General features: G+C 45.5%; 26 protein-coding genes. 11 read left to right on the top strand and 15 right to left on the bottom strand.

The annotated features are described in order from the left end of the window. Positions 1 to 134: 134 nt before the first annotated feature. Entirely contained in the window at positions 135 to 1,082 is a 948-nt protein-coding gene (gene treR, locus J8Z23_RS03580; RefSeq protein ID WP_434635018.1) for a trehalose operon repressor TreR, read from the bottom strand. A gap of 103 nt (positions 1,083 to 1,185) precedes the next feature. Then, on the bottom strand, positions 1,186 to 1,737 hold the full coding sequence (gmhB, locus tag J8Z23_RS03575; RefSeq protein WP_005391350.1) for a D-glycero-beta-D-manno-heptose 1,7-bisphosphate 7-phosphatase: 552 nt from the start codon (positions 1,735 to 1,737) through the stop codon (positions 1,186 to 1,188). Between the two features lie 341 nt (positions 1,738 to 2,078). On the opposite strand from gmhB, the gene metN reads away from it, so the two are divergent. From metN to J8Z23_RS03560, 3 genes are read left to right on the top strand one after another with little or no spacing between them, the layout of a single operon-like run. Next, positions 2,079 to 3,113, top strand: coding sequence for a methionine ABC transporter ATP-binding protein MetN (gene metN, locus J8Z23_RS03570; RefSeq protein WP_005391353.1), 1,035 nt, complete (start codon positions 2,079 to 2,081; stop codon positions 3,111 to 3,113). Continuing rightward, the gene (locus J8Z23_RS03565) at positions 3,103 to 3,780 is read left to right on the top strand and encodes a methionine ABC transporter permease (protein WP_005391355.1); all 678 of its coding nucleotides are present in this window, start codon (positions 3,103 to 3,105) and stop codon (positions 3,778 to 3,780) included. The genes metN and J8Z23_RS03565 overlap by 11 nt, the downstream gene beginning before the upstream one ends. Before the next feature lie 32 nt (positions 3,781 to 3,812). Continuing rightward, positions 3,813 to 4,622, top strand: a complete 810-nt coding sequence (locus J8Z23_RS03560) for a MetQ/NlpA family lipoprotein (RefSeq protein ID WP_005391357.1) — start codon at positions 3,813 to 3,815, stop codon at positions 4,620 to 4,622. Positions 4,623 to 4,732: 110 nt separating this feature from the next. On the opposite strand, the gene J8Z23_RS03555 is transcribed toward J8Z23_RS03560, so the two are convergent. Both J8Z23_RS03555 and syd read right to left on the bottom strand, forming a co-directional pair. After that, entirely contained in the window at positions 4,733 to 5,509 is a 777-nt protein-coding gene (locus tag J8Z23_RS03555) for a Zn-ribbon-containing protein (protein WP_434635013.1), read from the bottom strand. Between the two features lie 2 nt (positions 5,510 to 5,511). Then, positions 5,512 to 6,057: a SecY-interacting protein gene (gene syd / locus J8Z23_RS03550; protein ID WP_053808745.1), complete on the bottom strand. Its 546-nt coding sequence runs from the start codon at positions 6,055 to 6,057 to the stop codon at positions 5,512 to 5,514. A gap of 108 nt (positions 6,058 to 6,165) precedes the next feature. Here syd and queF point away from each other — a divergent pair, with 108 nt between their 5' ends. The 5 genes from queF to xni all read left to right on the top strand — a co-directional run bounded on the left by queF (position 6,166) and on the right by xni (position 13,631). Continuing rightward, positions 6,166 to 7,011 carry an NADPH-dependent 7-cyano-7-deazaguanine reductase QueF gene (queF, locus tag J8Z23_RS03545; protein ID WP_005391365.1) on the top strand — a complete coding sequence of 282 codons (846 nt, stop codon included), beginning with the start codon at positions 6,166 to 6,168 and terminating at the stop codon, positions 7,009 to 7,011. A 165-nt stretch (positions 7,012 to 7,176) separates the two neighbouring features. Beyond that, on the top strand, positions 7,177 to 9,459 hold the full coding sequence (locus J8Z23_RS03540) for a tetratricopeptide repeat protein (protein ID WP_434635008.1): 2,283 nt from the start codon (positions 7,177 to 7,179) through the stop codon (positions 9,457 to 9,459). Between the two features lie 98 nt (positions 9,460 to 9,557). Continuing rightward, positions 9,558 to 11,123, top strand: coding sequence for a GGDEF domain-containing protein (locus tag J8Z23_RS03535; RefSeq protein WP_053808743.1), 1,566 nt, complete (start codon positions 9,558 to 9,560; stop codon positions 11,121 to 11,123). Positions 11,124 to 11,413: 290 nt separating this feature from the next. Then, entirely contained in the window at positions 11,414 to 12,790 is a 1,377-nt protein-coding gene (gene ppnN, locus J8Z23_RS03530) for a nucleotide 5'-monophosphate nucleosidase PpnN (protein WP_005391372.1), read from the top strand. A 58-nt stretch (positions 12,791 to 12,848) separates the two neighbouring features. Further along, positions 12,849 to 13,631 carry a flap endonuclease Xni gene (gene xni, locus J8Z23_RS03525; RefSeq protein WP_005391374.1) on the top strand — a complete coding sequence of 261 codons (783 nt, stop codon included), beginning with the start codon at positions 12,849 to 12,851 and terminating at the stop codon, positions 13,629 to 13,631. A gap of 108 nt (positions 13,632 to 13,739) precedes the next feature. Here xni and rlmM read toward each other — a convergent pair whose 3' ends face one another. From rlmM to pomA, 7 genes are all read right to left on the bottom strand, one after another. Next, positions 13,740 to 14,831 carry a 23S rRNA (cytidine(2498)-2'-O)-methyltransferase RlmM gene (gene rlmM / locus J8Z23_RS03520; RefSeq protein WP_005391375.1) on the bottom strand — a complete coding sequence of 364 codons (1,092 nt, stop codon included), beginning with the start codon at positions 14,829 to 14,831 and terminating at the stop codon, positions 13,740 to 13,742. Next, positions 14,828 to 15,226 (bottom strand): DUF423 domain-containing protein, encoded by a 399-nt coding sequence (locus tag J8Z23_RS03515; RefSeq protein ID WP_005391376.1) that lies wholly within the window; start codon positions 15,224 to 15,226, stop codon positions 14,828 to 14,830. The genes rlmM and J8Z23_RS03515 overlap by 4 nt, the downstream gene beginning before the upstream one ends. Next, positions 15,216 to 15,839 carry an alpha/beta fold hydrolase gene (locus J8Z23_RS03510; RefSeq protein WP_182033338.1) on the bottom strand — a complete coding sequence of 208 codons (624 nt, stop codon included), beginning with the start codon at positions 15,837 to 15,839 and terminating at the stop codon, positions 15,216 to 15,218. The genes J8Z23_RS03515 and J8Z23_RS03510 overlap by 11 nt, the downstream gene beginning before the upstream one ends. Further along, the gene (locus tag J8Z23_RS03505; RefSeq protein WP_005391378.1) at positions 15,820 to 16,740 is read right to left on the bottom strand and encodes a transcriptional regulator GcvA; all 921 of its coding nucleotides are present in this window, start codon (positions 16,738 to 16,740) and stop codon (positions 15,820 to 15,822) included. The genes J8Z23_RS03510 and J8Z23_RS03505 overlap by 20 nt, the downstream gene beginning before the upstream one ends. Before the next feature lie 511 nt (positions 16,741 to 17,251). Continuing rightward, the gene (gene thiI / locus J8Z23_RS03500) at positions 17,252 to 18,700 is read right to left on the bottom strand and encodes a tRNA uracil 4-sulfurtransferase ThiI (RefSeq protein ID WP_031780206.1); all 1,449 of its coding nucleotides are present in this window, start codon (positions 18,698 to 18,700) and stop codon (positions 17,252 to 17,254) included. 211 nt (positions 18,701 to 18,911) lie between these two features. Continuing rightward, positions 18,912 to 19,859 (bottom strand): flagellar motor protein MotB, encoded by a 948-nt coding sequence (locus J8Z23_RS03495; protein WP_006741833.1) that lies wholly within the window; start codon positions 19,857 to 19,859, stop codon positions 18,912 to 18,914. Between the two features lie 14 nt (positions 19,860 to 19,873). After that, positions 19,874 to 20,635, bottom strand: coding sequence for a flagellar motor protein PomA (gene pomA / locus J8Z23_RS03490; protein ID WP_005381564.1), 762 nt, complete (start codon positions 20,633 to 20,635; stop codon positions 19,874 to 19,876). Positions 20,636 to 20,898: 263 nt separating this feature from the next. Here pomA and xseB point away from each other — a divergent pair, with 263 nt between their 5' ends. The 3 genes from xseB to dxs are packed head-to-tail and all read left to right on the top strand — an operon-like array spanning position 20,899 to position 23,933. Continuing rightward, the gene (gene xseB / locus J8Z23_RS03485; RefSeq protein ID WP_005381566.1) at positions 20,899 to 21,141 is read left to right on the top strand and encodes an exodeoxyribonuclease VII small subunit; all 243 of its coding nucleotides are present in this window, start codon (positions 20,899 to 20,901) and stop codon (positions 21,139 to 21,141) included. A gap of 21 nt (positions 21,142 to 21,162) precedes the next feature. Then, on the top strand, positions 21,163 to 22,047 hold the full coding sequence (gene ispA, locus J8Z23_RS03480; RefSeq protein ID WP_005391389.1) for a (2E,6E)-farnesyl diphosphate synthase: 885 nt from the start codon (positions 21,163 to 21,165) through the stop codon (positions 22,045 to 22,047). 20 nt (positions 22,048 to 22,067) lie between these two features. Further along, entirely contained in the window at positions 22,068 to 23,933 is a 1,866-nt protein-coding gene (gene dxs / locus J8Z23_RS03475; RefSeq protein WP_048626092.1) for a 1-deoxy-D-xylulose-5-phosphate synthase, read from the top strand. 46 nt (positions 23,934 to 23,979) lie between these two features. Here the strand turns inward: dxs and pgpA are convergent, their stop codons facing one another. The 4 genes from pgpA to ribH all read right to left on the bottom strand — a co-directional run bounded on the left by pgpA (position 23,980) and on the right by ribH (position 26,559). Next, positions 23,980 to 24,486 (bottom strand): phosphatidylglycerophosphatase A, encoded by a 507-nt coding sequence (gene pgpA, locus J8Z23_RS03470; RefSeq protein WP_046874310.1) that lies wholly within the window; start codon positions 24,484 to 24,486, stop codon positions 23,980 to 23,982. 91 nt (positions 24,487 to 24,577) lie between these two features. Next, positions 24,578 to 25,543 (bottom strand): thiamine-phosphate kinase, encoded by a 966-nt coding sequence (thiL, locus tag J8Z23_RS03465; RefSeq protein WP_074190971.1) that lies wholly within the window; start codon positions 25,541 to 25,543, stop codon positions 24,578 to 24,580. Between the two features lie 78 nt (positions 25,544 to 25,621). After that, positions 25,622 to 26,089, bottom strand: coding sequence for a transcription antitermination factor NusB (gene nusB, locus J8Z23_RS03460; protein WP_005381571.1), 468 nt, complete (start codon positions 26,087 to 26,089; stop codon positions 25,622 to 25,624). Beyond that, a complete protein-coding gene (gene ribH / locus J8Z23_RS03455; protein WP_005381572.1) occupies positions 26,089 to 26,559 on the bottom strand; it encodes a 6,7-dimethyl-8-ribityllumazine synthase in 471 nt (156 codons plus the stop codon). The genes nusB and ribH overlap by 1 nt, the downstream gene beginning before the upstream one ends. Positions 26,560 to 26,593: the final 34 nt, after the last annotated feature.

Raw genomic sequence — 26,593 nt, 5'->3', positions numbered from 1 at the left:
TTTTTTTATGAATGGGAACATTCCCATCTCTTAATTTTAATATTGCCACTCAAAGACAAAAAACAAAATGGGAACAGTCCCATTAATTGAGAATGATCACAGTATAATTTTAGAGCAAATCGTTGTAGTGTGGATTAGCGGCAAATAGGTTGTTGAGTGAAGTGGACGACTTCTTCATCGCCATTTAATTGATTAATCAGCATTTTAGCGGACTTTTCACCCGCAAGGGTATAACCAGGATCGACACTAAATACTTTAGGGAAAAGGAAAGAAAGCAACTCGTTACCACCCACGCCTGTCACGACCACGTCTTCACGACCTAACTCTTGAAGACGCTTGATTACGCCCAATGCAATGGTATCGCTGGCACACACAATGGCTTGCGTGTCTGCATTGAGAACGTGGTCCACCAGCTGATAAGCACTTTCATGGCTAAGCTTACCGGTTTGGAAGCAAGGCATAAGTTGCTTGCGCTGACACCAAGCTTTGTAAGCATTTAAACGAGCCAAGCCTGTGGTTTTATCTTCGGGATCAACACCAATATAAGCAATGCGAGATAAAGATTGCTGCTCAAGGTGAGACAAAGCCATGTCTATCACGCCTTGGTTATCATAATTGATGGAAGAGACGTTATCGGTATCCATCGCAATCACCACAATGCGATTGCCCCACTCAGCTAAGGCTTGCTCATCGCATCCAGTAAAGCCAAATACAATCACGCCATCCACATTGCGACGCTTAAGCACACTCAAGTGCTCATTGGTTTTGTCTCGGTCAAACTGACTCTCCATGATCACCGCATCATAACCAGCGGAATACAATGCATTGAGCATTGTACCAACGGCGCGATTTTCTGATGGTGAGTCTAGACGGGAGATGATAACACCAATAACTTTTTGGCTACCGCCACGCATTGATTGCGCAGATTTGGACGGTACATAACCAGATTCACGAATGATTTGCTCTACTTTCTCTCGCGTTTGAGGTTTCACTTTTGGATCGTTGGTAAGCACACGGCTTACTGTTGATTTGCCAACGCCTGCCAATTTCGCGATATCAAGAATGGTGAGTTTTTTGCTCATAAGTGATCAAACTAGAATGGATGAATGCTTAGGTGACTGAACTTTAACAGTAACAAGAGAAAAGGGAAGCAAACGCTTCCCTTAAATATGCGAATTGTGCAGATTATTTCTTTAGATATGCAGGCACGTCAGCAACACTATCAAGCACAACCGTTGCTAATGCTTCACCTTGCTCGGTGATTGGCTTACCTGTGCGAACCAGAATCTTAGTGCCAACACCTGCGGCTTCTGCTGCCATCATGTCTTCGGCTTTATCACCAATCATCACTGATTTTTCCATGTCGATTTTCAAGAAGTCGCGAGCAGAGATAAACATACCAGGTTTAGGCTTGCGGCAATCACAATCTTGCTTGTAATCCCCAATGCCATGTTCAGGGTGATGTGGACAGTAGTAGATACCATCAAACTCAACACCATGATCAACAAAGTTCCAGTCCATCCATTGAGTCAGAGACAAGAAACGGTCTTCACTGAATTTACCACGTGCGATGCCCGATTGATTCGTCACTAGCACTAAGAGGTAACCTTGATCTTTCAGCGCTTTCGTCGCTTCAAACACACCATCAATGTACTCAAAATCATGTTCGTCATGAACGTAGCCGTGGTCAACGTTTATCACGCCATCACGATCGATAAAAACAGCAGGTTTTGCCAAAACGTATTTCTCTATTAACTCGGTTTAATCAGATTATTACATACCTTATAAACTTCAACACTATCTAATTCATTCTAGGCCTCGACAAAACAGTTGATTTGTTGGGCAAGAATCGGTAATTCTGAGGGGGCTCTCCACTTATCTTCTCCTCGTAACTTACTCCTCATTCTCTTCAAAACAGAACATCCATACATTTAGACGTCTAGACGTAAAAATATCTATTGACTTCATTCTGGTTAACCCATAGCATCAACTGAGAAGTGAGATAAAGCTCAACATTAAGTTCTGTCAAAGGCCGTTTTTGACAGCGAAGTTCCCCGTATCTTTGGGCAGGTTGAAACATGATAGAAATAAAAAACGTCAATAAAGTGTTCTACCAAGGCAGTAAGGAAATCCTTGCCCTGAAAGACATTAACCTACACATCGCCAAGGGCACCATCTTCGGTGTTATCGGTTCATCTGGTGCTGGTAAAAGTACGCTGATCCGCTGCGTAAACATGTTAGAAGCACCAACATCTGGCTCCATCATCGTTGATGGCATTGATTTAACAAAGCTCAGCAAAAAGCAGTTGGTCGAAACGCGCCGTAACATCGGCATGATCTTCCAGCATTTTAATCTGCTCTCGTCTCGTACTGTGTTTGATAACGTGGCGCTACCACTGGAACTGGCAGGCAAAGACAAATCGCAAATCACAACAAAAGTCACTGAGTTACTAAAACTTGTTGGCTTAGCCGACAAACACGAAAGCTATCCGTCCAACCTAAGTGGCGGTCAAAAACAACGTGTGGCGATTGCTCGCGCATTGGCATCCGATCCAAGCGTACTACTGTGTGACGAAGCCACTAGCGCACTGGATCCTGCAACGACTCAATCTATCCTTGAGCTATTGAAAGAGATCAACCGCAAACTCAACATCACGATTCTACTGATTACCCACGAAATGGAAGTGGTAAAAAGCATCTGTCACGAAGTGGCGATCATCGGTGGTGGTGAGTTGGTGGAGAAAGGCACCGTTGGCGATATTTTCGCGCACCCTAAAACGGAGCTGGCGCACCAATTCATTCGCTCAACGCTGGATCTATCCATTCCTGAAGATTACCAAGCACGTCTGCAAGCAGAGCGTGTTGATGGCAGCTACCCGTTGGTTCGCTTAGAGTTTACTGGCGCAACCGTCGATGCACCGTTAATGTCGCAAATTTCTCGTAAATACAATATTGATGTGAGTATTTTAAGCTCCGATCTCGATTACGCTGGCGGCGTGAAATTCGGCATGATGGTCGCAGAGCTATTTGGTAATGAAGAAGATGACAACGCAGCACTGGAATACCTGCGTAAGCACAACGTAAAAGTAGAGGTACTTGGTTATGTCCTTTAATACGATTTCTGAATGGCTGAGTTTAAACAGCAAACTACTTTTAGGTGCAACGTGGGAAACGCTTTACATGGTTGCGGTTGCCGGATTAGTCGGCTTTGCCGTGGGTATTCCATTAGGCGTAATCCTCCACATTACTAAGAAAGGCGGCCTACTTGAAAACACCAAACTAAATAGCAGCTTAGGCGCTGTCGTTAACATTGGTCGTTCTGTGCCATTCCTCGTCCTGATGGTTGCGATTATTCCAGTGACAAAAATGCTAGTTGGAACCTTTATCGGTACAACCGCAGCAATCGTCCCACTGACTATTGGCGCCATTCCGTTTGTTGCACGTCTTATTGAAGGTGCTTTGTTAGAAGTACCAACAGGCTTGGTGGAAGCGGCGCAGTCAATGGGGGCGACACCAACACAGATCATCACAAAAGTTCTACTACCTGAAGCAATGCCGACTATTGTTAACTCAGTAACGATCACCTTAGTCACTCTCGTTAGCTACTCGGCCATGGCGGGAACGGTAGGCGGCGGCGGCCTCGGCGACGTAGCCATCCGTTACGGTTTCCACCGCTACGATGTAACTATCATGGCTGTGACTGTCGTGATGCTGATTGTTCTAGTACAGATTATTCAGTCTATCGGTGACGCAGTGGTGCGCCGTGTAGACCACAGATAAGCATTGAAAATACAAATTATAAGGAGATAAAGATGAAATTTAGCCTTAAAGGTCTTTTGACTGTAGCAACAGCCGCTTCTGCTCTTGTTCTAGCGGGTTGTGGCGACAAAGAAGTAGACGTAAATAAAGTAAAAGTTGGCGTTATTGCTGGTGCTGAAGCACAAGTTGCCGAAGTGGCAGCTAAAGTAGCAAAAGAAAAGTACAACCTAGACGTTGAGTTAGTAACATTTACCGATTACGTAACGCCAAATGCCGCTCTGGATGATGGTTCAGTAGACGCGAATGCGTTCCAACATAAACCATACCTAGACCAACAAGTGAAAGACCGCGGCTACAAACTGGCTATCGCGGGTAACTCATTCGTTTACCCTATTGCTGGTTACTCTAAGCAAGTGAAGTCAATCGATGAAATCCAAGATGGCGCACGCATCGCAGTTCCAAACGATCCAACGAACCTAGGTCGCTCACTACTGCTTCTTGAGCAACAAGGTTTGATTACGCTGCGTGATGGCGTTGGTCTACTCGCTACAGTACGTGACATCGTAGGCAACCCTAAAAATATCGAAATCATTGAGTTAGAAGCGCCACAACTTCCACGTTCATTGGATGACGTAACGCTATCTATCATCAACACCACTTACGCAAGCTCTATCGACCTATCGCCAGAGCGTGACGGTGTGTTTGTTGAAGATAAAGACTCACCATACGTAAACCTAATTGTTGCTCGCGAAGAAAATGTTAATGCGCAAAACGTACAAAACTTCGTAAAAGCTTACCAAACGGAAGAAGTTTACGAAGCGGCAAAAGAGCTATTCAAAGGCGGCGTAGTGAAAGGTTGGTAATCCCACTTTTCTAAACCGTACTGAAAATAATAGTCTGAACATAAAAGGGCTGATGTGAAAACATCAGCCCTTTTATTTCTCTATCTAACCATTTAAGTAACCTCAATTAGTTACTTAAGGTGGTCCCAAGAGATATTCGACACGATTCGGCAGTCATCACACTTAAAGTGAAATATGTCATGTAGTGGCTCATCGAGTAGCCACTCTCCACCGCATTTTGGGCACTTGCGCGCTTTCTCACTCTCCAGCGACTGACCACCGACACGATATTGGTAATAGTACGTAGGAACCTTGGTGATGTATTCGATACGACCTCGCAAATCCCAACCGCGGCGGAACAACACGCTGTCTACATCGCAAATCTCGTGCAGCGCCGCATGCTCTGCACGGCACCCGCCAGCCATTTGGATTTCATCGCACGCTTGCCATTCTGTCTGCCATTTGATGACGGCTTTATGGTCACCATTTAGCGTCGGCTCATTGCGATACAAAGGAATCGGCAACAACGTTTCCCCACTGCGCAATGGCGAACACGTATGAACATAAGTCGTGTACAACACTTGCCAGCTAGGTGTATCTTCTTCGGCCGCTTGTTCTGAATTTAAATCACGGCCAAGCATACGCATTTTCGGTGCAAGCAAAGACGCGTCTGACAAACGGTTCATGCACACTTTGACAAAATCTGAGTGATAGCGTGGATGCAAACTGTCTTGCTCTGGGCAAACGACACGAACATAAAACTCGCCATCTCCCATCACTATCGGGAATTCTCGGCCTAGTACTTGGCCGTTATAACGCAACGCATCCATCAAGCCATTAATGGCTTTGTCTACCGCGCTGACGGTGGTGTTATCAAAACACTCAAACTGCAACTCAACAACGTACATATTTAGACAGCGGCCTCTAACTTGCTCAAGAACTCAGCCAATGAATCCGCCAGCACATCGCGTTTAGACGTACCTAAACGCTCTAAAATCACATTACCAGTGAGGTTACAAATCGAGATCACATCCATTTCCTCATCTGTCGCCGCGATAAATACCGTTGGTTTAAGTTTCAGGCGACGTTGCGTCACCAAATGACCAAGAATATTTTCTTGTAGGCGCACAAAATCATCATCGCTCCACACTTGCAGCAGCGTCAACGAATTACCTTGCCAAGTTGCCTCCATATCGGCGCTGTATTGAGAACCATAAAAGGCTTTTACATCATCTTGCAGTGACAACTCAATCGCATTTTCCACATTAGTGAAATCGGCCATTTCATCACGTGCGACCGCTTTCCAAAGCACCTTTCCATCACGCTTCTCTTCGACACAAGGAGAAACAAGATCTGCAAGCTCTTCACTGCTTGGCAACTCATTATATTTAGCTTGCCAAGCTTGTTGGTAGCGCAGGCTGAACTCTTGTAGCGCCTGAGTAACGTTTTGGGTCATGAAGGTCTCCTCATTCCTTATTTATCAGATAGCCGTGTTTGCCGGATGGCAATTGACCAGCGGATTCAGTAAAATTCTCGCCATTCTAATCGAAAACGACCACAAAGTATGAGCAAATATTCTGACGCTAAAGAGCTTGCTGGCCTAACACTAGGTAAAAAGACCGAGTATGCGAACCAATACGACCCAAGCTTGCTGCAACCAGTTCCTCGTAGCCTAAACCGAGATGACCTTCAGTTAGGCGACAGCCTTCCTTTTATGGGCCACGACATTTGGACGCTGTACGAGCTCTCTTGGTTAAATAGTAAAGGCTTACCACAAGTGGCCGTTGGCGAAGTATACATTCCAGCCACCAGTGCAAACTTGATTGAGTCGAAGTCTTTCAAACTGTACTTAAACAGCTACAACCAAACCCGCTTTGCAAGCTGGGAAGAAGTTGAAGAACGTTTAACGCAAGACCTATCTGAATGTGCCGGTGAAAAGGTGTTGGTCGAGGTGAACCCAGTTACTCACTACACCAATCAGCCTATTGTGACAATGGAAGGCGAATGCATTGATGACCAAGACATTGACATCACCAGTTACGATTTTGATGCCGATTTGCTTGAAGGCGCAGCAGGTGAAGAGCAAGTGGAAGAAATCCTACATAGCCACCTATTGAAGTCAAACTGTTTGATCACCAATCAACCCGACTGGGGCAGTGTAGAAATTCGCTACCAAGGTGCGAAAATAGATCGCGAGAAACTGCTGCGTTACTTGGTATCTTTCCGCGAGCACAACGAATTTCACGAACAATGTGTTGAGCGTATTTTTACGGATCTAATGAAATACTGCCAACCAAGCAAACTGACCGTATTCGCCCGCTACACGCGCCGTGGTGGCTTGGACATCAACCCGTACCGCTCAACGGAACAAGACAAGCCAGATCACAACCACCGCATGGCTCGTCAGTAATCACGTTAGTGACAGAAATAAGTTCGGTAATCTAAAGGGTTACCGGACGTTTTTATTGTCCAAGCATGTTACTATATCAAATGGCTTCAACCTGCATTTAAGGGGCTTGTTGAGGTCTTTTACCGTTATCCGCCATATCTAAAAACAGTTCGAGGGAACGAAAGGATGTTTTGGGACAGTTCGCGTCTATTCAAGTTGATTGGCTTTCTTTGCTTGCTGTTTGTACAGCCGCTTCATGCGACTATTTTATCGTCCGCGTTACTCAACGAAGCACAACAATTGGCGGAAATAGAGCCATCACAAGCAAAACAAGCGGCAACCAACTACTTGTCACAACGTGAGCTAACGGAACGCAAAGAGAGTGACAGCCCTTCTGCGATGTCTCGTGACGAGACCGATCGTAGCGTTCGCACACCAAGCAGCACCATCGAAGCACACAAGATTATCGCTCAGGCAGACTACGCCATGGGTAACGTTCGTTCGGCTATCGAACACCTAAACAAAGCCGAGCGCTTAGCGCAAGAATATCAATTGCCGTACATGGATTTAGATCTCCAGCTGATGCGCAACCAAATGATTTGGATGTACGACAAAAACTACTCAAAAGCGGAAGACACGCTTAACCAAATTGAGCAGCAACTCGATGAAGCTGATGCGGTATTGCAACGTACCGACAGCGTTCGCTATCGATTAGTGATGCAAAGAGCACTCCTCGCTTCACACAGTGGCGATATCATTAAAGCGGAAAACTTGTACTCTGAAGCAAAGACCATGCTTGACGACAGCCGATCTGACTTAGCCTTGATCGACTATTACACAGCCGTCGGCGAGTTTTATCTGAATAGCAAGAAATACAATTTGGCTTTGTCGGAACTGCTTTATGGTTATTGGCAATCTATTGAGAGTGACAGTGGCGCAAGGTTAGCAAAAGTTAATCGCCTATTGGCAAGACTCTTCCAAGAGCGCCGAGTTTACGACAAAGCGATCGAATACTTATCTCAAGCCGCAGACTTCTATGACTCCTACCCTAGCTCTCCCATCCTAGCGGATGTCCTTGAGCAAATGGGTGACATTTATTTTTACCAAGGCAAGTTTAACCTTGCCTTAGTGCACTACTTCAACGTGCTGGACCATGAAAGCACCAGTAAGAACATTAATCGGATCATTAAGATTCGCTTAAGCTTGGCGGCTACCTATCTACAACTCTATAACTACGCGCTAGCTGAACAATACCTAGACCGTTCTAAAGAGCTTTTAGAATACACTGACATTCCTAAGCTTGAAGCAAAGGCAGCGTTGCTTCAGTCAGGCCTGGCTTATCATCAAAACGACAGTAAAAACGTCATTACCAATGCAAAGCTGGCGTTAGCTCTTGCTGAAAAGTCACCAGAAAATAACAACTTCATTAAGCAGCAGTCTTACCGCTTACTCGGGCTTGGTTACGAGCAGGCAGGCGAATACCAACTTTCTCTGCAGGCTTATAAGAAATACACCAACCTTGTGCGTTTAGAGCAAAAGCAGCTCAACCAAATCAGTGAGGATGCATTCCGCCAACAAAAAGAGTTTGCTGAACAAACCATCCACTATATCGGCCAATCGGAACGCCTTGAACAAGTGGAAAGGGAACACCGCAAATTCCAGAAAATCTCATTCGCATTGTTTATTACTGTGTTGGTGATGTTTTTGTTCATTATGCGCCGCGGCGTGATCATGCAACGCCAAGCAAGTGAAATCGAAAAACTGCGTAATGATCTCTTCACTCACTCTCGTTCCCGTTTGCGTAACTTGCGTATGCTGAACGTGAAACTGTCTCGCTCATTGAAAAAGTCGAGCGAAACTTTCGAGCAATGGCAAATGGGCGAATTGATCCACGAGCCACTTAACGATCGCCTGCGCTTTGTCATGATCGACTTGCCATTCCTACGAAGCATGTACGTCCACAACGGTTATAAAGCGGGCTTGGAGCTGGAGCGCGCATTTGGTGACTTCCTAGCGGAAAAGATAGAAAAACCGTCGCGCCTTTACCATTTCTCAGATGCAAACCTACTCTATATAGAACCGAATGCTGACCGTGATGCTTCTGCCGAAGTCATGTTCGAGAAATTCCAGACTTGGGTGGATGAGTTCGCTCAGCAGCACAACGTCAACCGTATTATTCGCATGGGTATCAGCGATTATCCGTTCTTACCACGAGCCTACACTGCAATTAACGATGAGGAATTACTCGATCTGTTGCTGCTTGCGACTCACATTGCGCGAGAAGTCAGCTTGAAGGATAAGCAAAGCCACTGGGTTTTCTTGAAAGCCATCGATAACGCACCCGCCGCAAGCTTTGCAACGGGTAACATAAGAACTGCCTGTCAGCATGCCATTAGCCAAGGCCTGATTAAGATCCATTCGTCCTACAAGAATGAGGACGACATCAAGAAAATATTAAAAAATGGATAATTAAACGCCTGTTAGACATAATAACTAATGACGCTATAACGTTTTTTGTTATTATCGGATAATTGTCAGTAGTACATGGACTTAACCGTAGTCACTTCATGGGAATCTTGGAATCCGATATTCAGTCGCAGCTTCATCAGCTGAGTTGTCAACTTGACCAACTCAGACTGACACATCGTGATACTTCACTCAAATTCAAACGTGAACAACAAGTTCTTAAACGCGTTGTGGCATCATTGTCTTCAGCTTGCCAGGGTTCGAATACCCAGGTATCCAATTACCTGTTTGAAATCCAACAAGAGCTGCAACATCAAAAAGATATCAGTACTCTTATCCCACGTTTAGCGGTATTAGAGAGAATGCTCAAACAGCAGTCGAAGACGATGGACAAACAGAACGGCTACCTAGACGAACAAATCAAACACAGTGGTGAAACACTCCAACGTGTCACAGGTTTACCTGCGCAGTTAAAACGTGAACTACGGAACTTAATGAGTTTCTCAGAAGCTCATGCCAGCAATAAAGCCGATCAAGCCACTAAGCTACTGAGCATTTACGAACGCGCTCTGAAAATCATCACTTCCAACTCGCGTTTGCATCTCAGTGAGTTTGAGAATAATCCTGATAAGTCTCAACTTGAGTGCTTAGCCAGCGATCTACAACATACCATCACCGAGCTGGATTTTGAGGGAGAAACGGGAGATCGATTGCTCGATATTCGGGCTAAGCTGCTTCTTGGCGTGAGTGCAGAGTCTCTCATTGAGCTTACGCTCTCAACGCTGAAATTGGTTGTCGAAGCAACAAAGTTCGAGCGCGAAGCGTCTAGCCAATTTCTTGATCAGCTGAACACTTCTCTCGCAAGTAACCTAAAAACCGTTCATCAGAACGTCGACCAACATCATACCTACTTTGAGCACCGCCAAGAGCTCAACACAGAAATGAACAGTCTGGTTGAATTGAGTCAACTTTCGCTCGACCAAGCTCAAGATCTAGCGGATGTAAAAAAAGAAATCGCCCCGTTACTTGCGAAAATGGCGTCGCTGACAGAGCGACTTAAAATGACGGAAGAACGAGAACAAGCGCTGCAAGAGCGTTTGAATTACAGTAAGAACCAGCTCGAAGCCGTGTTTGAAACCACCCAAGATCATCGTCGACGCTTAGATGACCAAGCTCAGCGCATGTTGCTAGACCCTCTGACTAAAGTCTATAACCGCACCGCATTTAATGATCGACTAGAGCTAGAGTATCGCCGTTGGATTCGCTCTCAACAGAACCTGCGTGTAGTGTTGTTTGACGTTGATAACTTCAAAGCGGTGAATGACAGCTATGGCTATACGGCTGGTGACAAAGCGTTGAAGATCATCGCTCGCACCATTAATAAACGCGTATCAGAAACTGAGACGGTAGCTCGCTTTGGTGGTGAAGAGTTTATTTTACTCGTTCCAGAACAATCTGAAGAATACACACTGGATCTCATTAAACATATCCAGCGTGATATTAGCCAATTACCATTTAAGTTCCGTGAGCAAAATATCATGATCACCCTAGCGGCTGTGTCGACCTCTTTTAAAGAGTCCGATACACCAGAGTATGTACTCGATCGACTCGGCAAGATGCTTGCGGACGCTAAAAAACGTGGAACAAATCAACTTAACTGGAGCTAGATTTCGTACAAAAAGCGAACAAACAAACCAGAATTGGCGCAATTTACGCTTTATAACCACCCATTTTCAACGAGTTATCACATTTCTTCCCTTTCAGTCTGCTAAGCTGTAAAAACCCAAGTCACTTCAAGATGATGCATTTACAGAACGCGAATGTACCATCTTGAGGTTGCTTGGGAGTCAATAACCATAAAACCAAATCGGCCAACTGCCTTTCATCAAACCATACGTATAACCCAAAAAGGTGAGTTGGTACTTTCCCTCAAAATAATGCAACACAAGGAGGCGTTATGATTACCCATATAAGCCCCGCTGGTAGCATGGACTTGCTATCTCAATTAGAAGTAGAGCGCTTAAAAAACACGGCCTCGAGTGAACTTTATCAACTGTACCGCAACTGCACGTTAGCGGTGTTGAACTCCGGCAGTCATACCGATAACTCGAAAGAGCTGCTCGATAAACACCAGTCGTTTGATGTCAACGTAGTGCGCCGCGAGCGTGGTATTAAGCTTGAGCTGACTAACCCACCTGAGCACGCCTTTGTCGATGGCGAGATAATTAAAGGTATCCAAGAGCATCTGTTCTCCGTGTTACGCGATATTGTTTATGTCAATATGCATTTAGCAGACGCACAACGACTCAACCTGACGAACCCGATTCACATCACTAACCTCGTGTTCGGTATTCTGCGTAATGCCAGAGCACTCACACCAGGTATCGAGCCAAACCTCGTCGTGTGTTGGGGTGGTCACTCTATCAATGGCGTGGAATATCAATATACACGTGAAGTCGGTAACGAGCTTGGCTTGCGTGAACTTAATATCTGCACGGGTTGTGGCCCTGGTGCGATGGAAGGGCCAATGAAAGGTGCCGCTATCGGACATGCGAAGCAGCGTTATACTCAGCAACGTTATCTTGGTTTAACCGAACCTTCGATTATTGCAGCCGAGCCACCAAACCCAATCGTGAATGAGCTGGTTATCATGCCGGACATCGAAAAGCGTTTGGAAGCCTTTGTACGTATGGCGCATGGCATTGTGATTTTCCCTGGTGGTCCGGGCACTGCAGAAGAGTTGCTGTATATTCTTGGCATTATGATGCACCCAGACAACGCCGATCAGCCAATGCCTATCGTGTTAACAGGACCAAAAGAGAGTGAAGAGTACTTCCGCTCTATCGACGAGTTTGTTCGCGATACACTTGGCGAAGAAGGTCAAAAGCATTACGAGATCGTCATTGACGATCCGGCAGAAGTGGCACGTATCATGAAGCGCTCCATGGACTCTGTACGCCTTCACCGAAAAGAAAAAGGCGATGCTTATAGCTTTAACTGGTCATTAAAAATCGAGCCTAACTTCCAGTTACCATTCGATCCAACTCATGAGTCGATGGAGCAATTGGATTTAAGCTTAGATCAAGAACCTCAAGTCTTAGCGGCCAACCTGCGTCAAGCCTTCTCCGGTATCGTGGCTGGTAACGTAAAAGCCGAAGGCATTCGAGAAATCGAACGTCGAGGCCCTTTCACCATTCACGGTGATCCTGTGCTAATGAAAAAGCTCGATAAGTTACTACAAGACTTTGTCGAACAACACCGAATGAAATTACCTGGCGGGTCAGACTACGAACCGTGTTATCGCATCGCTCACCCAGAAATTGGTGGTCGATAGTCAGGCTAGCATTCGTTACACTAGGGGCATTACGCCCCTTTTTTATTGCTAAGTCATTATGTCTATTCACCTTGTTATTATTGATGCCCTAAACCTGATCCGCCGTGTGCACTCTGCACAACCGGATCCAACCGATATAGCAAGAACCATCACCACGACACAAAGAACCCTCACTCGCATTCTGTCAGAAGCCAACCCGACACACATCATCGCGGTTTTCGATCACCATGAACAAGACAGAGGATGGCGAGCTGAGATTCTCCCAGACTATAAGCAAAATCGAAAACCAATGCCGGAGCCACTGATGCAAGGTCTAGATGCGATTCAGCAAGCATGGTGGGAACAAGGTATTGACTCATTGCTTTCTGAAGGCGACGAAGCGGACGACTTGGTTGCTACTCTCGCGACGAAAGTGGCCAGTCATGGTGAAAAGGTCACCATCGTTTCTACGGATAAAGGCTACTGTCAGCTGCTTTCTCCTACCCTACAGATCCGTGATTACTTCCAACATCGTTGGTTAGATGAACCGTTTATCGAAAAAGAGTTCGGCGTAAAACCGAGCCAACTGGCCGATTATTGGGGGTTAACGGGGATCAGCTCTAGCCAAGTGCCAGGGGTTCCGGGCATTGGACCGAAAGCGGCGAAAGAGATTCTTACTCAGTTTGAGAATATTGAAGCAGCCTACGCCAGTGAAGACCTCGCACCGAAATACCGTAAAAAATTAGACGAGCACATTGAGTCTGCACGCCTATGTAAACGCGTCGCGGCTTTAAAGTGCGACATTGAACTCGGCTTTAACTTACAGGACATTCGCTTTACAGGACCAAATAAAGCGGAATAGTGTCTGATGATGATTTCAAACCATAAAGTTCTCAGACAATAAAAAAGCGCCATTTGAAGGCGCTTTTTTCTATTCTCGGGACTATCCCCAAATGACTCGGAGATAGAATTAGTACGGCGAAATGTTCGATAGACACTGGATATGAATCGTGATTTCTTCACGATCATGATACAAATGCTTAGCTTGTAGTCTGAACTTTACCTTATTATCAATCAGGAACTGCTTCAGGTTTTCAAGGTCTTGCAGCACCTCGTCATAGCGGCCTTTCATTGGCAGCTTAAGGTTAAAGATTGCCTCTTTCGCCCAACCTTTTAACAGCCACTGGCCCATAAGGTGAGCAACACGAGCTGGCTTTTCTACCATGTCACAAACAATCCATGTTACGTTCTTACGGTCTGGTTCGAATTTAAAACCATCCACCATATGATGCTTGATCTGGCCGGTTTCCATCAAGCTGTCTGCCATCATGCCGTTATCGACACAGTGAACGAACATCGAGCGCTTCACCAATTGGTACGTCCAACCGCCTGGACATGCGCCTAAATCGACCCCCCACATTCCTGGAGCCAAACGCTCATCCCACTCTTCACGTGGAATAAAGACGTGAAATGCTTCTTCCAGTTTAAGCGTTGAACGACTTGGGGCGTCTGCTGGGAACTTAAGGCGAGGAATACCCATGAAGAACTGAGAGTTATTGTCAGTGTAAGAATAACCGACATAACAGTGGCCAGGCTCCACAAAACAAATGTGCAGTACTGGCTTCTTCGCGTTGTCTTTGTTCAACATTAAACCTTTACCGCGCAACGCTTGACGCATTGGGACAGTAAATTTACGGCAGAATTTCAGTAGTTCTTTCGCTTCATTCGTATCCGGAGTTTCAATTCTCAAATCCCCACAGCGAGGAAACGCTTCAATGTCTGCTAGCTCATTCAAAATTGGGCTAATGCGGTCATCACTTGGCAGCGATTGAAACTCAGCCGCTACCGCAAACATTTGGCGAGCGAAGATTAACGACTTAAAGTCCAAACCTCTCGCAAGTTTGTCCGCATCTCCATCTTGGTAACACTCGAAGACAACATAACCTGAGTTTCTCTTCACACGAGGGAAGCCATACACTTCCAACTGTGTCGCTTTGTCCTGAATTTCACCAGCACACTCTTTCTCAAAGCCAGAACGGCAATAGAGCATTAGTTGTTTCACTTGGAGACCTCTTTGATATTGAACGCAGCAAAAAAGAACAGACACCAACCAATCATGAACAGCAATCCTCCCATTGGAGTAATCGGCCCAAACCACTTAATGCCTGTCAGCGCCAGCGCGTAAAGACTGCCGCTAAAACAAAAGATGCCGATGATAAAGCAAATCGCTGCAATGAAAAAATATTTTTGTGCTTTTTGTCCCAAATTCAATAGCAATAAAACCGCACAAAACACAATCGCCAGCGTGTGAATAAATTGGTACAACACTCCAGTCTCAAATACGCCAAGTAAATACGGAGCCAACTGAGCTTTTAGCCCATGTGCAGCAAAGGCTCCTAGAGCGACAGAAACCAGCCCAGACAAACCAGAAAATGAGAGTAACCACTTACTTTTCACGGTACACCTCTTTGATAAACGCCGCTAACTGCTCTACCGCGAGCTCGATGTTACCCGCCTCGGTATGGCCTGAGCTCTTGCGCGGTTTAAAGCTGTGGTCACCATCGGGTAAAAAACTCACCTTAACTTGCGATGAAAGGACAAAGTCATCGAATTCCTCACGCTTACCAAAGGTGTCTCGCTCCCCTTGTAGAATCAGCGTAGGTTTCTCGATATTCGCTAAGTGATCGCCTTTGAACTTTTCTGGCTTTCCCGGTGGGTGAAATGGAAACCCTAAACAGGCAATGCCCGCCACCAGCTCATTTTCTGCCAGTAAACTCGACATGCGGCCACCCATTGACTTACCACCAATGACAATAGGTTGAGAGGTAAAGTGAGCAATCACTTCTTCATAGGCTTCAAGCAGCTTTGGCGCACGATCTGGTGGACGCTTTTTCCCATCTTCCGCTCGCTTAATCATATACGGGAAGTTAAATCGCACCACGCGAATTCCTTGCTCAACTAATCCTTTGGCAACGGCGGTCATGAAATCATGTTCCATCCCCGCTCCTGCGCCATGGGCAAAGATAAATAGAGGACCGCTCTCAGGTCCCTCAACTATCCATTGGCTCATCTAATACTTCCTCTTGCTCTTTTCTCGCGGTCGCCAACATCCAGTCTCTAAACGTTGCGATTCGGCCCATATCTGCCTGCTGTTCATGACACACCACGTAGAATGCATTCTTGGAGATCAACACCTCGTCGAATGGCGCGATGAGTCGTCCAGCTTCCATTTCTGGCTTGGCGAGTACGTTGTTACCAAGCGCAACCCCCTGACCATGCGCAGCAGCCTGTAGCACCATTGTCGAGTGACTGAAAATAGGACCGTGGTTTACATTGATACCTTCGATGTTGTAGTGACGCGCAAACTGCTTCCAGTCTTTACGCGAAGTATCATGTAACAAAGTGTGTAATTTGAGGTCACTTAGAGATTCTAATGGTTTGTTGCCTAAAAGTAACGAAGGTGAACAAAGTGGGATCAGAAACTCTTGGTACAATTTATCCGCTCGCAAACCCGGCCAATTCCCACGGCCATAGTAGATAGCGACATCTACATCATCAGTCAGTGAACCTTCATCCATATCCACAGCTTTAATACGTACATCGATATCTGGCTCTTGAGCATTAAAGTCGGCCAAACGAGGCACCAACCATTGGATAGCAAAACTCGGTGGTAGACTGATCGTCAATGCCCCTTTTTCACTACGTTCCAATACCTTATCTGTCGCCTCGGCAATCGAGGTGAAAATATCTTTGATGTCGAGAAAGTAACTTTGTCCTTCTTCTGTCAACAATAGCGAACGATTACGGCGACGAAAGAGCTTCAACGATAAGAACTCTTCGAGTGCTTTAATCTGGTGACTGACCGCGGCTTGAGTAACAAACAACTCTTCTGCCGCTCGCGTAAAACTGAGATGGCGAGCAGCCGCTTCGAAGACTCGAAGCGAATTTAATGGAGGCAATCTGCGAGACATATGGGACCTCAAATAGGATTAGTTTTTTTAATCTGAAACATTATAAAATGTCCGTTGTCGAACAGCCAGATAAATTCTATATTTCACCCCGCAACACGAGCCTGAACGGCTTGATTTCTTTGGAAATCAATTGGCTTCGTTGTTGCGATGTTGTGTTTGCAAACTCGTATTTCGAGTTAGGTAGATTTCTACCATAATGTTTTGTCCACACTCCCTGTGACAAAACATATACTTCCTGTATTTATTTTTGACCTGTCTGTCAAATTTGTTACACCGCCTAAATTAGGCGGTGTTTTTTTATCTATCGAAAATCTCATCCGTATATCTGGCAGCAACATCACTTTATTACTCTTCTTTCGGATTAATTATCGTTATATCAACACAAAGTGTATGGCTTTGCGATAAGCCTCAACATTATGCTAAGTAATGATTAGCTGTAACGCGATCAAAAACAAAAAAGGCGCAAATTGATGTCTCAATTTGCGCCTTTTAACGTCTTTTTATCAGTCAACTATGGGCGGTAAACTTTTACGTTATTGAAGCCTTGCTCTTGCAAGTAAAGTGCTTGCAGACGGCTCATCACACCACGGTCACAGTACAATAGATATGTCTTAGATTGGTCTAAATCACCAAACTGTGTACCCAACTTGTAGAATGGGATATGTTTCACATCCACACCTTCGATTTCGAGCGGGTTATCGTCTTCCTCTTCAGGACTACGAATATCTAGCACAACCGCGTGCTCTTCTACCGCTTCAACCTGCTCGACTTCTGGTGCTGCTTGCTCAGACTCTTTCGCGATATCACGAATGTCCATCATGCGTGCATCACGAACTACTTGCTCAAGAATGCTAAAGTCAAATTTCTCTTCTTCCGCTTCTAGCTTCGCTTTAATCGCTTTTACTGTCGGCTTCTTAGAAATAACACCACAATACTCTGGCATAGTCTTCGCAAAGTCTTCTGTGCCGATTTCGCGTGCTAGGTTAATGATGTCTTCTTTATCCCAGTTGATAAGTGGGCGCAGAATCAACGTGTCCGTTACGTTATCGATATGGCGGAGGTTAGTTAGCGTTTGGCTCGATACCTGACCGAGCGCTTCGCCAGTCACCAATGCTTCTATCTTCATCTTCTGAGCGATCATGCCTGCTGCACGCATGAACATACGCTTCAAGATAACCCCCATTTGGCCGTCATCGACTTTCTCTAGGATTTCCGCAACCACAGGTTCGAAATCAACTGAAATGAAACGTACTTTTGCAGAAGAACCGTATTTGTTCCATAGGTAGTGAGAAACCTGCTTAACGCCGATTTCGTGTGCTGGACCACCTAGGTTAAAGAAACAGTAGTGTACTTTTGAGCCACGTTTGATGTGCAGATAGCTAGAAACACCAGAGTCAAAACCACCAGAGATCAAGCTCAACACGTCTTCTTGTGTGCCCAGTGGGAAGCCGCCTAAACCTTTATGACGAGCCAGCACTTGGTTTAGCTTATCATTCGAGACTTCCACCTTGATCGTCACGTCTGGGTTTTGCAGCTTAACTCTTGCGCTCTCAATAGCTTGGTTTAAACCACCGCCGACATAACGCTCTAGTTCGATAGAGGTAAAGTCGTGCTTACCGCGACGCTTCGCACGTACAACAAAGGTTTTATTTTCGAGTGCAGAGCGATTTAGCTCCAGTACTTGTTCGAAGATATCGTGCAAATCTTTAAATTCGGTCTGCTTCACTTCCAGTACGTGGTGAATGCCTGGTGTATGAGTCAAAACCTCAAGAACTTCAGCGTGGAATTCGTTACTCTCAGAGGTCACTTCAATGTGATCACGACGGTTGAATACCGCGACAGATTCCGTGCGGCTCTTAATGATGTTACGAATGTTGCACTCTAAAATCTTTGTGAAGCGCTTACGCACAGATTCACTTTTTACAAAAATTTCTGGATGGGGCTTTACAATAAATTTCATAGTCTAATTCGCAGGTTAGTTTCGCAATCAACAAAGAGTGACACTCAACTTCAATACTTCATACGCAGTAAAACCGCGTTTCAGTCACAAAAAGTAGTCTGAGCTCACTTTTAAGGCGCAAGATTATACACCCAAGCGGATTGGAAAAACAAAAAAAGCGAGCAATCTGCTCGCTTTCTTATCTCTCTACTGACTTGAAACTAAAGTCTAGTTATTGAATTACAGGCACTTCTTCACTGTATAGTGGCTCGCCTTGCATGATGCTGATTTCAACCCGTCGGTTAAGCGCGCGATTTTCATCAGAATCATTCGGCAACAATGGTTCAGTATCTGCCATGCCTCGCACTCTCAAACGTTGATGAGAGAAGCCTCTCACCTTCTCCATCTCTTGTGCAACCGATACGGCGCGCTGAGAAGAGAGATCCCAGTTAGAACGATAAAGCTCTGAGTCCAACGGTCGGTTGTCCGTATGACCAGATACTCGCACAATGCCTGGCACGTCTTTTACTAACTCTGCAATTTGTCGAACTAAAGGGCGGAATTTAGGCTGCAAGAAGGCCGAACCTTCAGGGAATGCACCTTTTTCACGCATGCGTATGACAATCTGTTGGCCGAGATTTTCAACTTCAATGGCACCTTGTTCAATCTCTCGCTCTAAGGCTTTCTTGATGCTTTCCATCAAGGTTTCCATCTCTTGCGACATCTCTTCAGATTGCTGCTGTTGCATGTCCGCTTCTGCAGATTGATTGTTTTGCGTTGACGTTTCTGGCGATTGACCACCGGTTAACTTGCCTTCATCACGCTTTGTGCCACCAGCTCGGTCAGACTCCCCTTCATGAAATTCGAGCGTCTGCTGAGTGATGTCCATGGTTTGCTGCATGATGACATCTATCGGCGTTGGTTCCGGTCGGCCCGGTCGAAACTCTTGAGCAATGATGCTAGTACCTTTGGGAATGTCTTTCACTTCAAGTTGATTTTGTACACCGAAGGCAAATTTCATTGATCCCGCAATCTGTTTGAACTTCAGCACGTCCATCTCAGAAAACGAGAGCAGAAGAACAAAGAAACACATCAGTAGCGACATTAAGTCCGCGAATGTCCCCATCCATAACGGGAGACCGGGTGGCGGACAATCGCATTTGTTATCTTCATCATCCATCACTACTCTCCAAGTTACTCGTCAATCTCAAGGGCACGTTTACCTTCGTTGAGGTAGTTCTTCAAGTAACTATCAATAACTCGCGGGTTTTGACCATCTTGAATCGCTAATACACCATCCATGATCAAACGGCGGTTTAGCGTTTCTTGGTCACGGCGCAGAGAAAGCTTATCCGCAATAGGGAAAAACACCATGTTGGACAGGATCGCGCCATACAATGTGGTTAAGAGTGCAACCGCCATTGCTGGTCCAATCGCTTTTGGATCATCCATATTTGAAAGCATCGCGACTAAGCCAACCAAGGTACCAATCATCCCCATTGCAGGGGCAACGTCACCAAAGGCGCGAAATACGCCAGTGCCTTGAGTATGTCGTTCATCCGTAAGCGCGATGTCTTTTTTTAAGGCCGCTCTTACCACGTCGGCATCATGACCATCAACTAGTAAATCAATGCCTTTTTGCATAAAAGTGTTATTAATTTCCATCTCTTCAAGAGCAAGAAAACCACCTTTACGTGCCGCATCGGCCATTTCCACAATTTTTGCGATCAAGTCTTCCGGTTCATCCGCTTTAAACATGAAGGCTTTACCTGCGATCTTGGTTGCACCAAAGAACTGTCCCATTGTGAACTTCATCAGTACTACAAATATTGAGCCACCAACGACAATAAGGATCGACGTGACATCGACAAACATGCCGATGCTGCCACCAAGCACCATCGCCATAATGACGAATGCAAAACCACCAATCAAACCTAATAGGGTTGCTAAATCCACAAAGCACTCCTCACGCTATACTCAAATACTGCCATTGGGCGGATTATTACCTGTATCGACAACTCGCGCAGAATTTTTAGAAAAATCTTAGCTAATGGATCACAAATTAGACTTAACAACCTTAACCAAAATATGGGGTTTCAGCGCTTAGGCTCGTTTAACGCTAATTTTGTGACAATTATATAAGGTTAAATTTGACCAAGTTACTAGGCTAAGGTAACTTTCGTGCATCTTCTCCAAGGCTTGATTAAGGCAGAAAAAAGATGGCGGTCAAGAAACCAGAAAACATGACCTTCGAAGCAACCATTGAAGAGCTTGATAGCTTGGTTGATCAATTAGAAAATGGCGATCTTGCCCTAGATGATGCTCTACGTAAGTTTGAACGAGGCATTGCCTTAGCTCGTGCTGGCCAAACGAAACTTAGCGACGCCGAACAGCGCGTAAGTATTCTTCTTAGCGAAGATGATGAAGCACCACTGAGTGACTTCAAACCAGATTCAGAATAACCATCAGTAGTGAGCAATGTGATGCAACAGACATTGACGTCTTTTCAACAAAGAAACAATCAGCAATTGAATTTGTGGCTCGATCAGCTTCCATATCAAGAGCAGCCATTGATTCAAGCAATGAAATACGGCCTTTTGCTAGGTGGAAAACGCGTTCGCCCTTTTCTTGTTTACATCACAGGTCAAATGCTCGGCTGTAAACCAGAAGACTTAGACACTCCTGCCGCTGCTATCGAATGTATACATGCCTACTCACTCATTCATGATGATCTGCCAGCCATGGACGATGATGAACTGCGTCGAGGTCAACCAACTTGTCACATTAAGTTTGATGAAGCAACCGCAATACTGACAGGTGATGCACTACAAACTCTCGCCTTCACCATTATTGCCGATGGTCAATTAAACCCGGCAGCCGAGACTCAACGCATCAACATGATCAAAGCGTTGGCGCATTCTTCTGGCGCCAACGGCATGTGTGTTGGGCAAGCCTTAGATTTAGGCGCAGAAAATCGCCAAGTTTCTCTTGAAGAAATGGAAGAGATACACCGTAAAAAAACCGGAGCTCTGATTGATTGTGCGGTAAAATTAGGTGCATTAGCTGCTGGTGAGAAAGGTATCGAGGTTCTACCTCACTTGGAACGCTACTCAAAAGCAATTGGTTTGGCGTTTCAGGTTCAAGACGATATTCTTGATATCATCAGTGACACAGAAACACTGGGTAAGCCTCAAGGTTCCGACCAAGGTCTGAATAAGAGCACTTATCCTTCCCTGCTGGGTTTAGAGGGAGCCATAGAGAAAGCTCACACTCTGTTACAGGAAGCACTTCAAGCATTGGAAGCTATCCCATACAATACTCAGTTACTCGAAGAGTTCGCCCGATATGTCATCGAGCGCAAAAATTAACACTATAAGCGCGCATTTATATGACTCTTGATATTTCAAAGTACCCAACACTGGCGTTAGCAAATACACCGGAAGAATTACGTCTCCTTCCGAAAGAAACATTACCAAATCTGTGTGATGAACTGCGAACGTATCTGCTAAATTCAGTGAGCCAATCTAGCGGACACTTAGCGTCTGGCTTAGGCACCGTGGAGCTAACTGTCGCTCTGCATTATGTTTACAACACCCCTATCGACAAACTGATCTGGGATGTTGGTCATCAGGCTTACCCGCATAAAATCCTCACCGGACGTCGCGATAAAATGCCAACAATTCGCCAAAAGGATGGTCTACACCCTTTCCCTTGGCGTGAAGAAAGTGAATATGACACCTTATCTGTCGGTCACTCTTCGACATCGATTAGTGCTGGTCTTGGCATGGCCATCAGCGCACAAAAAGAAGGCAAAGGCCGTAAAATTGTCAGTGTGATTGGCGATGGCGCAATTACAGCCGGCATGGCATTCGAAGCTATGAACCACGCTGGCGACGTTCATCCTGATATGTTGGTGATTTTGAACGACAACGAAATGTCTATTTCAGAAAACGTCGGCGCCCTGAATAACCACCTTGCGAAAGTACTTTCTGGCAGCTTGTACACTTCTATCCGTGAAGGCGGTAAAAAAGTGTTGTCTGGTGTTCCACCTATTAAAGAGTTGGTTCGCCGTACGGAAGAGCACCTAAAAGGCATGGTAGTGCCAGGCACTCTGTTTGAAGAGTTCGGCTTTAATTACATTGGCCCGATTGATGGACACGACGTCAATGAACTCGTCAAAACGCTAAAAAACATGCGTGAGCTCAAAGGCCCTCAATTCCTGCACATCATGACCAAGAAAGGCAAAGGTTATGAGCCTGCCGAGAAAGATCCTATCGGCTACCACGGTGTTCCTAAATTCGATCCAACGCATAACTGTCTACCGAAAAGCAGTGGCGGTAAGCCAACTTACTCAAAGATCTTTGGTGACTTTTTATGTGATATGGCGGCCCAAGATCCTAAGCTAATGGCAATTACGCCAGCAATGCGCGAAGGCTCTGGTATGGTACGTTTCTCAAAAGAATATCCAGACCAATACTTTGACGTGGCGATTGCTGAGCAACACGCTGTGACACTTGCAACAGGTATGGCAATTGCTGGCGATCATCCAATCGTAGCTATCTATTCGACTTTCTTGCAACGTGGTTATGACCAACTGATCCACGATATCGCGATCATGGATTTACCAGTAATGTTCGCTATCGACCGTGCAGGTCTCGTTGGTGCAGACGGCCAAACTCACCAAGGCGCATTCGATCTAAGCTTTATGCGCTGTATTCCGAACATGGTGATCATGGCGCCAAGTGACGAAAACGAATGTCGACAAATGCTTTACACTGGCCATAAACATACTGGCCCTAGTGCGGTTCGATACCCTCGCGGTAGCGGGATGGGCGTAGAAATCGAAACTGAGTTTACGGCTTTAGAAATCGGTAAAGGACGCATGGTTCGCCAAGGTGAAAAAGTTGCTATTCTGAACTTTGGTACTTTCTTGGGTAACGCGCTAGAAGCGGCAGAATACCTTAACGCCACTGTTGCTGATATGCGCTTTGTGAAGCCGCTCGATGAAGCATTAATTCGTCAATTAGCCGCAGATCATGATGTGCTCGTGACGTTAGAAGAAAATGTTATCGCAGGTGGTGCAGGTGCTGGTGTCGTTGAGTTCATGATGAAAGATAAAATCATTAAACCTGTGTTGAACCTAGGTTTACCAGATGAGTTTATTCATCAGGGAACACAAGATGAACTGCATGAAGAGCTTGGTCTCGATGCAAAAGGGATTGAACAATCCATCTTGGATTATTTAGCAAAATAGAATTTAAAAAGGGATGCTCATGGCATCCCTTTTTTATGTCCAACGTTTAATTCATCCAGCCTGCGTATTTTGCGACTAGAAACAGGGCAACACCGGCCATAATTCCCGCCACGATATCATCAACCATAATACCCAGCCCACCGTGAACTCGCTTATCTAGCCACCCAATTGGCCACGGTTTTACCATGTCGAAAAAACGGAACAGGATGAAGCCAGTGAGCAACCACTTCCACTCGGTCAACGGAATATTTAACGCAGGGACGATACCCATCGTAATCCAAAAACCCGCAAATTCATCCCATACGATTGAACCATGATCATGTACTTTCATGTCTGCAGACGTCACTTGGCAGATTTGAATGCCGATCACACACGAAATCAGAACAACAATGACATACGCCGTAAATGGCAATTGCGCCAACAACAAAAAGAAGGGCACGGCCGCCAGTGTCCCCATTGTTCCTGGAATAAACGGGGATAATCCACTGCCAAAACCCGTCGCCAATAGATGCCACGGGTTCTTTAATGAAATCAGAGAAAGAGGGTTGGTCATATCCTTAAACCTATACTGCTAGTTTGGTTTCAATCGTCATGCCTGTGAGTGGCTCAATAGTAACAGGCTCTTGGCTAGAGCTTAGCTCAGATCATTTAAAGTGGTCGAAGCCACTTAAGTCCCAATCAAGTGGTTGATTGTTATCATGCAGCTCGAAGGTTCCATTTGGTCGGATTTGACCAATACATGTGACCTTACAGCCAGTATGAGATAAAGCGCTTTGTAACGAGCCTCGATTTTGCTCCGGCACGGTAAAACACAACTCGTATTCTTCGCCACTTGCTAAAGCATACTGCTGCGCGCTGATCTTATCATCTAAAAACTGGACTAATTCTGAAGAGATCGGTAGCTGAGAGACATCAATACTCACCCCAACCTGAGATCGCTGTAAAATGTGCTTAATATCAGAGATTAAACCATCTGAAATATCTATCGCCGACGAGGCTAAGCCAACAAGAGCTTGTCCAGCAAGCACACGCGGAGAACTAAGGTAATGAGCTCGCTCTAGTACTTCCGCGCCAGCTCTGCTACGTAGAGAGCCATCTAGAATCACATCCAAGCCAGCTTTTGCATCGCCAAGGTTCCCCGTTACATACACCCAGTCCCCTGGCTTTGCTCCGGAACGTGTGAGAGCTTTACCTTCAGGAACAAAACCTTGCACCGTCAGAGTCAGACACAATGGGCCTTTTGTGGTGTCACCGCCAATTAACTGAATACCATAGTAATCAGCCAATTCGAAAAATGCATCACAGAAAGGTGCAAGCCATTCTTCATCTGGCTCGGGCATCGTTAATGCAAAGCTCACCCACGCAGGCGTTGCTCCCATCGCTGCCAAATCACTGATGTTAGAAGCCAATGCTTTGTGCGCCACCCACGCCGGATTTGCGTCGGATAAGAAATGCGTTCCAGCCACCAATGTATCCGTGCTAATCGCAATCTGAACATTAGCCGGCGCTTTGACGAGTGCGCAATCATCACCAGCCGCTAGGTGGACATCTTTACGTTGGTTCTGACGCCCGACGAAGTATTTGTCTATCAGATTAAATTCACCAGACATAATTCACTTACTTTTTGATGTAAAAGCTTTTGATACAAAAAAGGTCAGCATGTGCTGACCTTTTCATTGAAGAAATCGTTATTTCTTACGAATGTGAGGTGCTGCTTTATCAAGTACACCGTTCACAAACTTGTGGCTATCTTCTGCTGCGAAGACTTTTGCAAGTTCAATCGCTTCATTGATAACAACTTTGTAAGGAACATCTTCGCGACGAGTCATCTCGTACATAGCAAGGCGAAGAAGAGCAAGTTCCATCATATCTAAATCCTGCATAGGACGAGAGATGTATGGACGAATTTTGCTATCTAGCTCAGCGTGGCTAAGTACAACACCGCTTAGTAGTTCACGGAAGTAAGCTACGTCTGTTTCTGGAGCAGCAAGCGCTGGCTCAGATGCATGAAGTTCTTCTTCATCGTATTTGTCGCCAGACAAAAACTGTTCTTCAATCTTGGCAACATTCTCTTTAGTAATTTGCCATGAGTAGATCGCCTGTAGAGCGAATTGACGTGCGTTACGACGTGCGGCTGGTTTCACACTGGCCCCCATTAGGAATCAATTTCAGATAGTACATTAATCATTTCAAGTGCGCTTAGTGCAGCCTCTGCACCTTTATTACCAGCCTTGGTTCCTGCGCGTTCAATCGCTTGATCGATCGTATCAACAGTCAAAACACCAAATGCTACTGGAATGCTGAATTCCATAGACACTTGTGCTAGACCTTTGTTCATTTCACTACAAACATAGTCAAAGTGAGGCGTTCCACCGCGAATAACAGACCCTAGAGAAACAATAGCGTCGAATTTGCCAGTTTTAGCAACACGCTGAGCTACTAGAGGTAGTTCTACGGCACCAGGACAACGCACAACCGTGATGTTGTCTTCGCTTACTTGTCCGTGACGCTTTAGTGTATCGATCGCACCAGAAAGTAGGCTTTCGTTAATAAAACTGTTGAAACGAGAAATAACGATAGCAATTTTTGCATTTGGCGCTGGGAAGCCACCCTCGATCACTTTCATAAGCTTTCCTTTAACTCTATTTATAAGTGAAATA

The organism is Vibrio sp. SCSIO 43086, assembly GCF_051132235.1.
GTDB classification, from domain to species: Bacteria; Pseudomonadota; Gammaproteobacteria; order Enterobacterales; family Vibrionaceae; genus Vibrio; species Vibrio diabolicus.
This window is presented reverse-complemented; position numbering and strand designations above follow the sequence as displayed.

Excerpts from the sequence above, each read along its gene's own strand:
- treR (WP_434635018.1), bottom strand. The coding sequence starts at position 1,082 with ATGAGCAAAAAACTCACCATTCTTGATATCGCGAAATTGGCAGGCGTT.
- J8Z23_RS03510 (WP_182033338.1), bottom strand. The coding sequence starts at position 15,839 with ATGAGCCAATGGATAGTTGAGGGACCTGAGAGCGGTCCTCTATTTATC.
- J8Z23_RS03535 (WP_053808743.1), top strand. The coding sequence starts at position 9,558 with ATGGGAATCTTGGAATCCGATATTCAGTCGCAGCTTCATCAGCTGAGT.
- J8Z23_RS03540 (WP_434635008.1), top strand. The coding sequence starts at position 7,177 with ATGTTTTGGGACAGTTCGCGTCTATTCAAGTTGATTGGCTTTCTTTGC.
- queF (WP_005391365.1), top strand. The coding sequence starts at position 6,166 with ATGAGCAAATATTCTGACGCTAAAGAGCTTGCTGGCCTAACACTAGGT.
- J8Z23_RS03495 (WP_006741833.1), bottom strand. The coding sequence starts at position 19,859 with ATGGATGATGAAGATAACAAATGCGATTGTCCGCCACCCGGTCTCCCG.
- nusB (WP_005381571.1), bottom strand. The coding sequence starts at position 26,089 with ATGGGGGCCAGTGTGAAACCAGCCGCACGTCGTAACGCACGTCAATTC.
- metN (WP_005391353.1), top strand. The coding sequence starts at position 2,079 with ATGATAGAAATAAAAAACGTCAATAAAGTGTTCTACCAAGGCAGTAAG.
- xseB (WP_005381566.1), top strand. The coding sequence starts at position 20,899 with ATGGCGGTCAAGAAACCAGAAAACATGACCTTCGAAGCAACCATTGAA.
- J8Z23_RS03560 (WP_005391357.1), top strand. The coding sequence starts at position 3,813 with ATGAAATTTAGCCTTAAAGGTCTTTTGACTGTAGCAACAGCCGCTTCT.
- pgpA (WP_046874310.1), bottom strand. The coding sequence starts at position 24,486 with ATGACCAACCCTCTTTCTCTGATTTCATTAAAGAACCCGTGGCATCTA.
- thiL (WP_074190971.1), bottom strand. The coding sequence starts at position 25,543 with ATGTCTGGTGAATTTAATCTGATAGACAAATACTTCGTCGGGCGTCAG.
- ppnN (WP_005391372.1), top strand. The coding sequence starts at position 11,414 with ATGATTACCCATATAAGCCCCGCTGGTAGCATGGACTTGCTATCTCAA.
- thiI (WP_031780206.1), bottom strand. The coding sequence starts at position 18,700 with ATGAAATTTATTGTAAAGCCCCATCCAGAAATTTTTGTAAAAAGTGAA.
- xni (WP_005391374.1), top strand. The coding sequence starts at position 12,849 with ATGTCTATTCACCTTGTTATTATTGATGCCCTAAACCTGATCCGCCGT.
- dxs (WP_048626092.1), top strand. The coding sequence starts at position 22,068 with ATGACTCTTGATATTTCAAAGTACCCAACACTGGCGTTAGCAAATACA.
- ribH (WP_005381572.1), bottom strand. The coding sequence starts at position 26,559 with ATGAAAGTGATCGAGGGTGGCTTCCCAGCGCCAAATGCAAAAATTGCT.
- J8Z23_RS03505 (WP_005391378.1), bottom strand. The coding sequence starts at position 16,740 with ATGTCTCGCAGATTGCCTCCATTAAATTCGCTTCGAGTCTTCGAAGCG.
- syd (WP_053808745.1), bottom strand. The coding sequence starts at position 6,057 with ATGACCCAAAACGTTACTCAGGCGCTACAAGAGTTCAGCCTGCGCTAC.
- J8Z23_RS03565 (WP_005391355.1), top strand. The coding sequence starts at position 3,103 with ATGTCCTTTAATACGATTTCTGAATGGCTGAGTTTAAACAGCAAACTA.
- ispA (WP_005391389.1), top strand. The coding sequence starts at position 21,163 with ATGCAACAGACATTGACGTCTTTTCAACAAAGAAACAATCAGCAATTG.
- J8Z23_RS03555 (WP_434635013.1), bottom strand. The coding sequence starts at position 5,509 with ATGTACGTTGTTGAGTTGCAGTTTGAGTGTTTTGATAACACCACCGTC.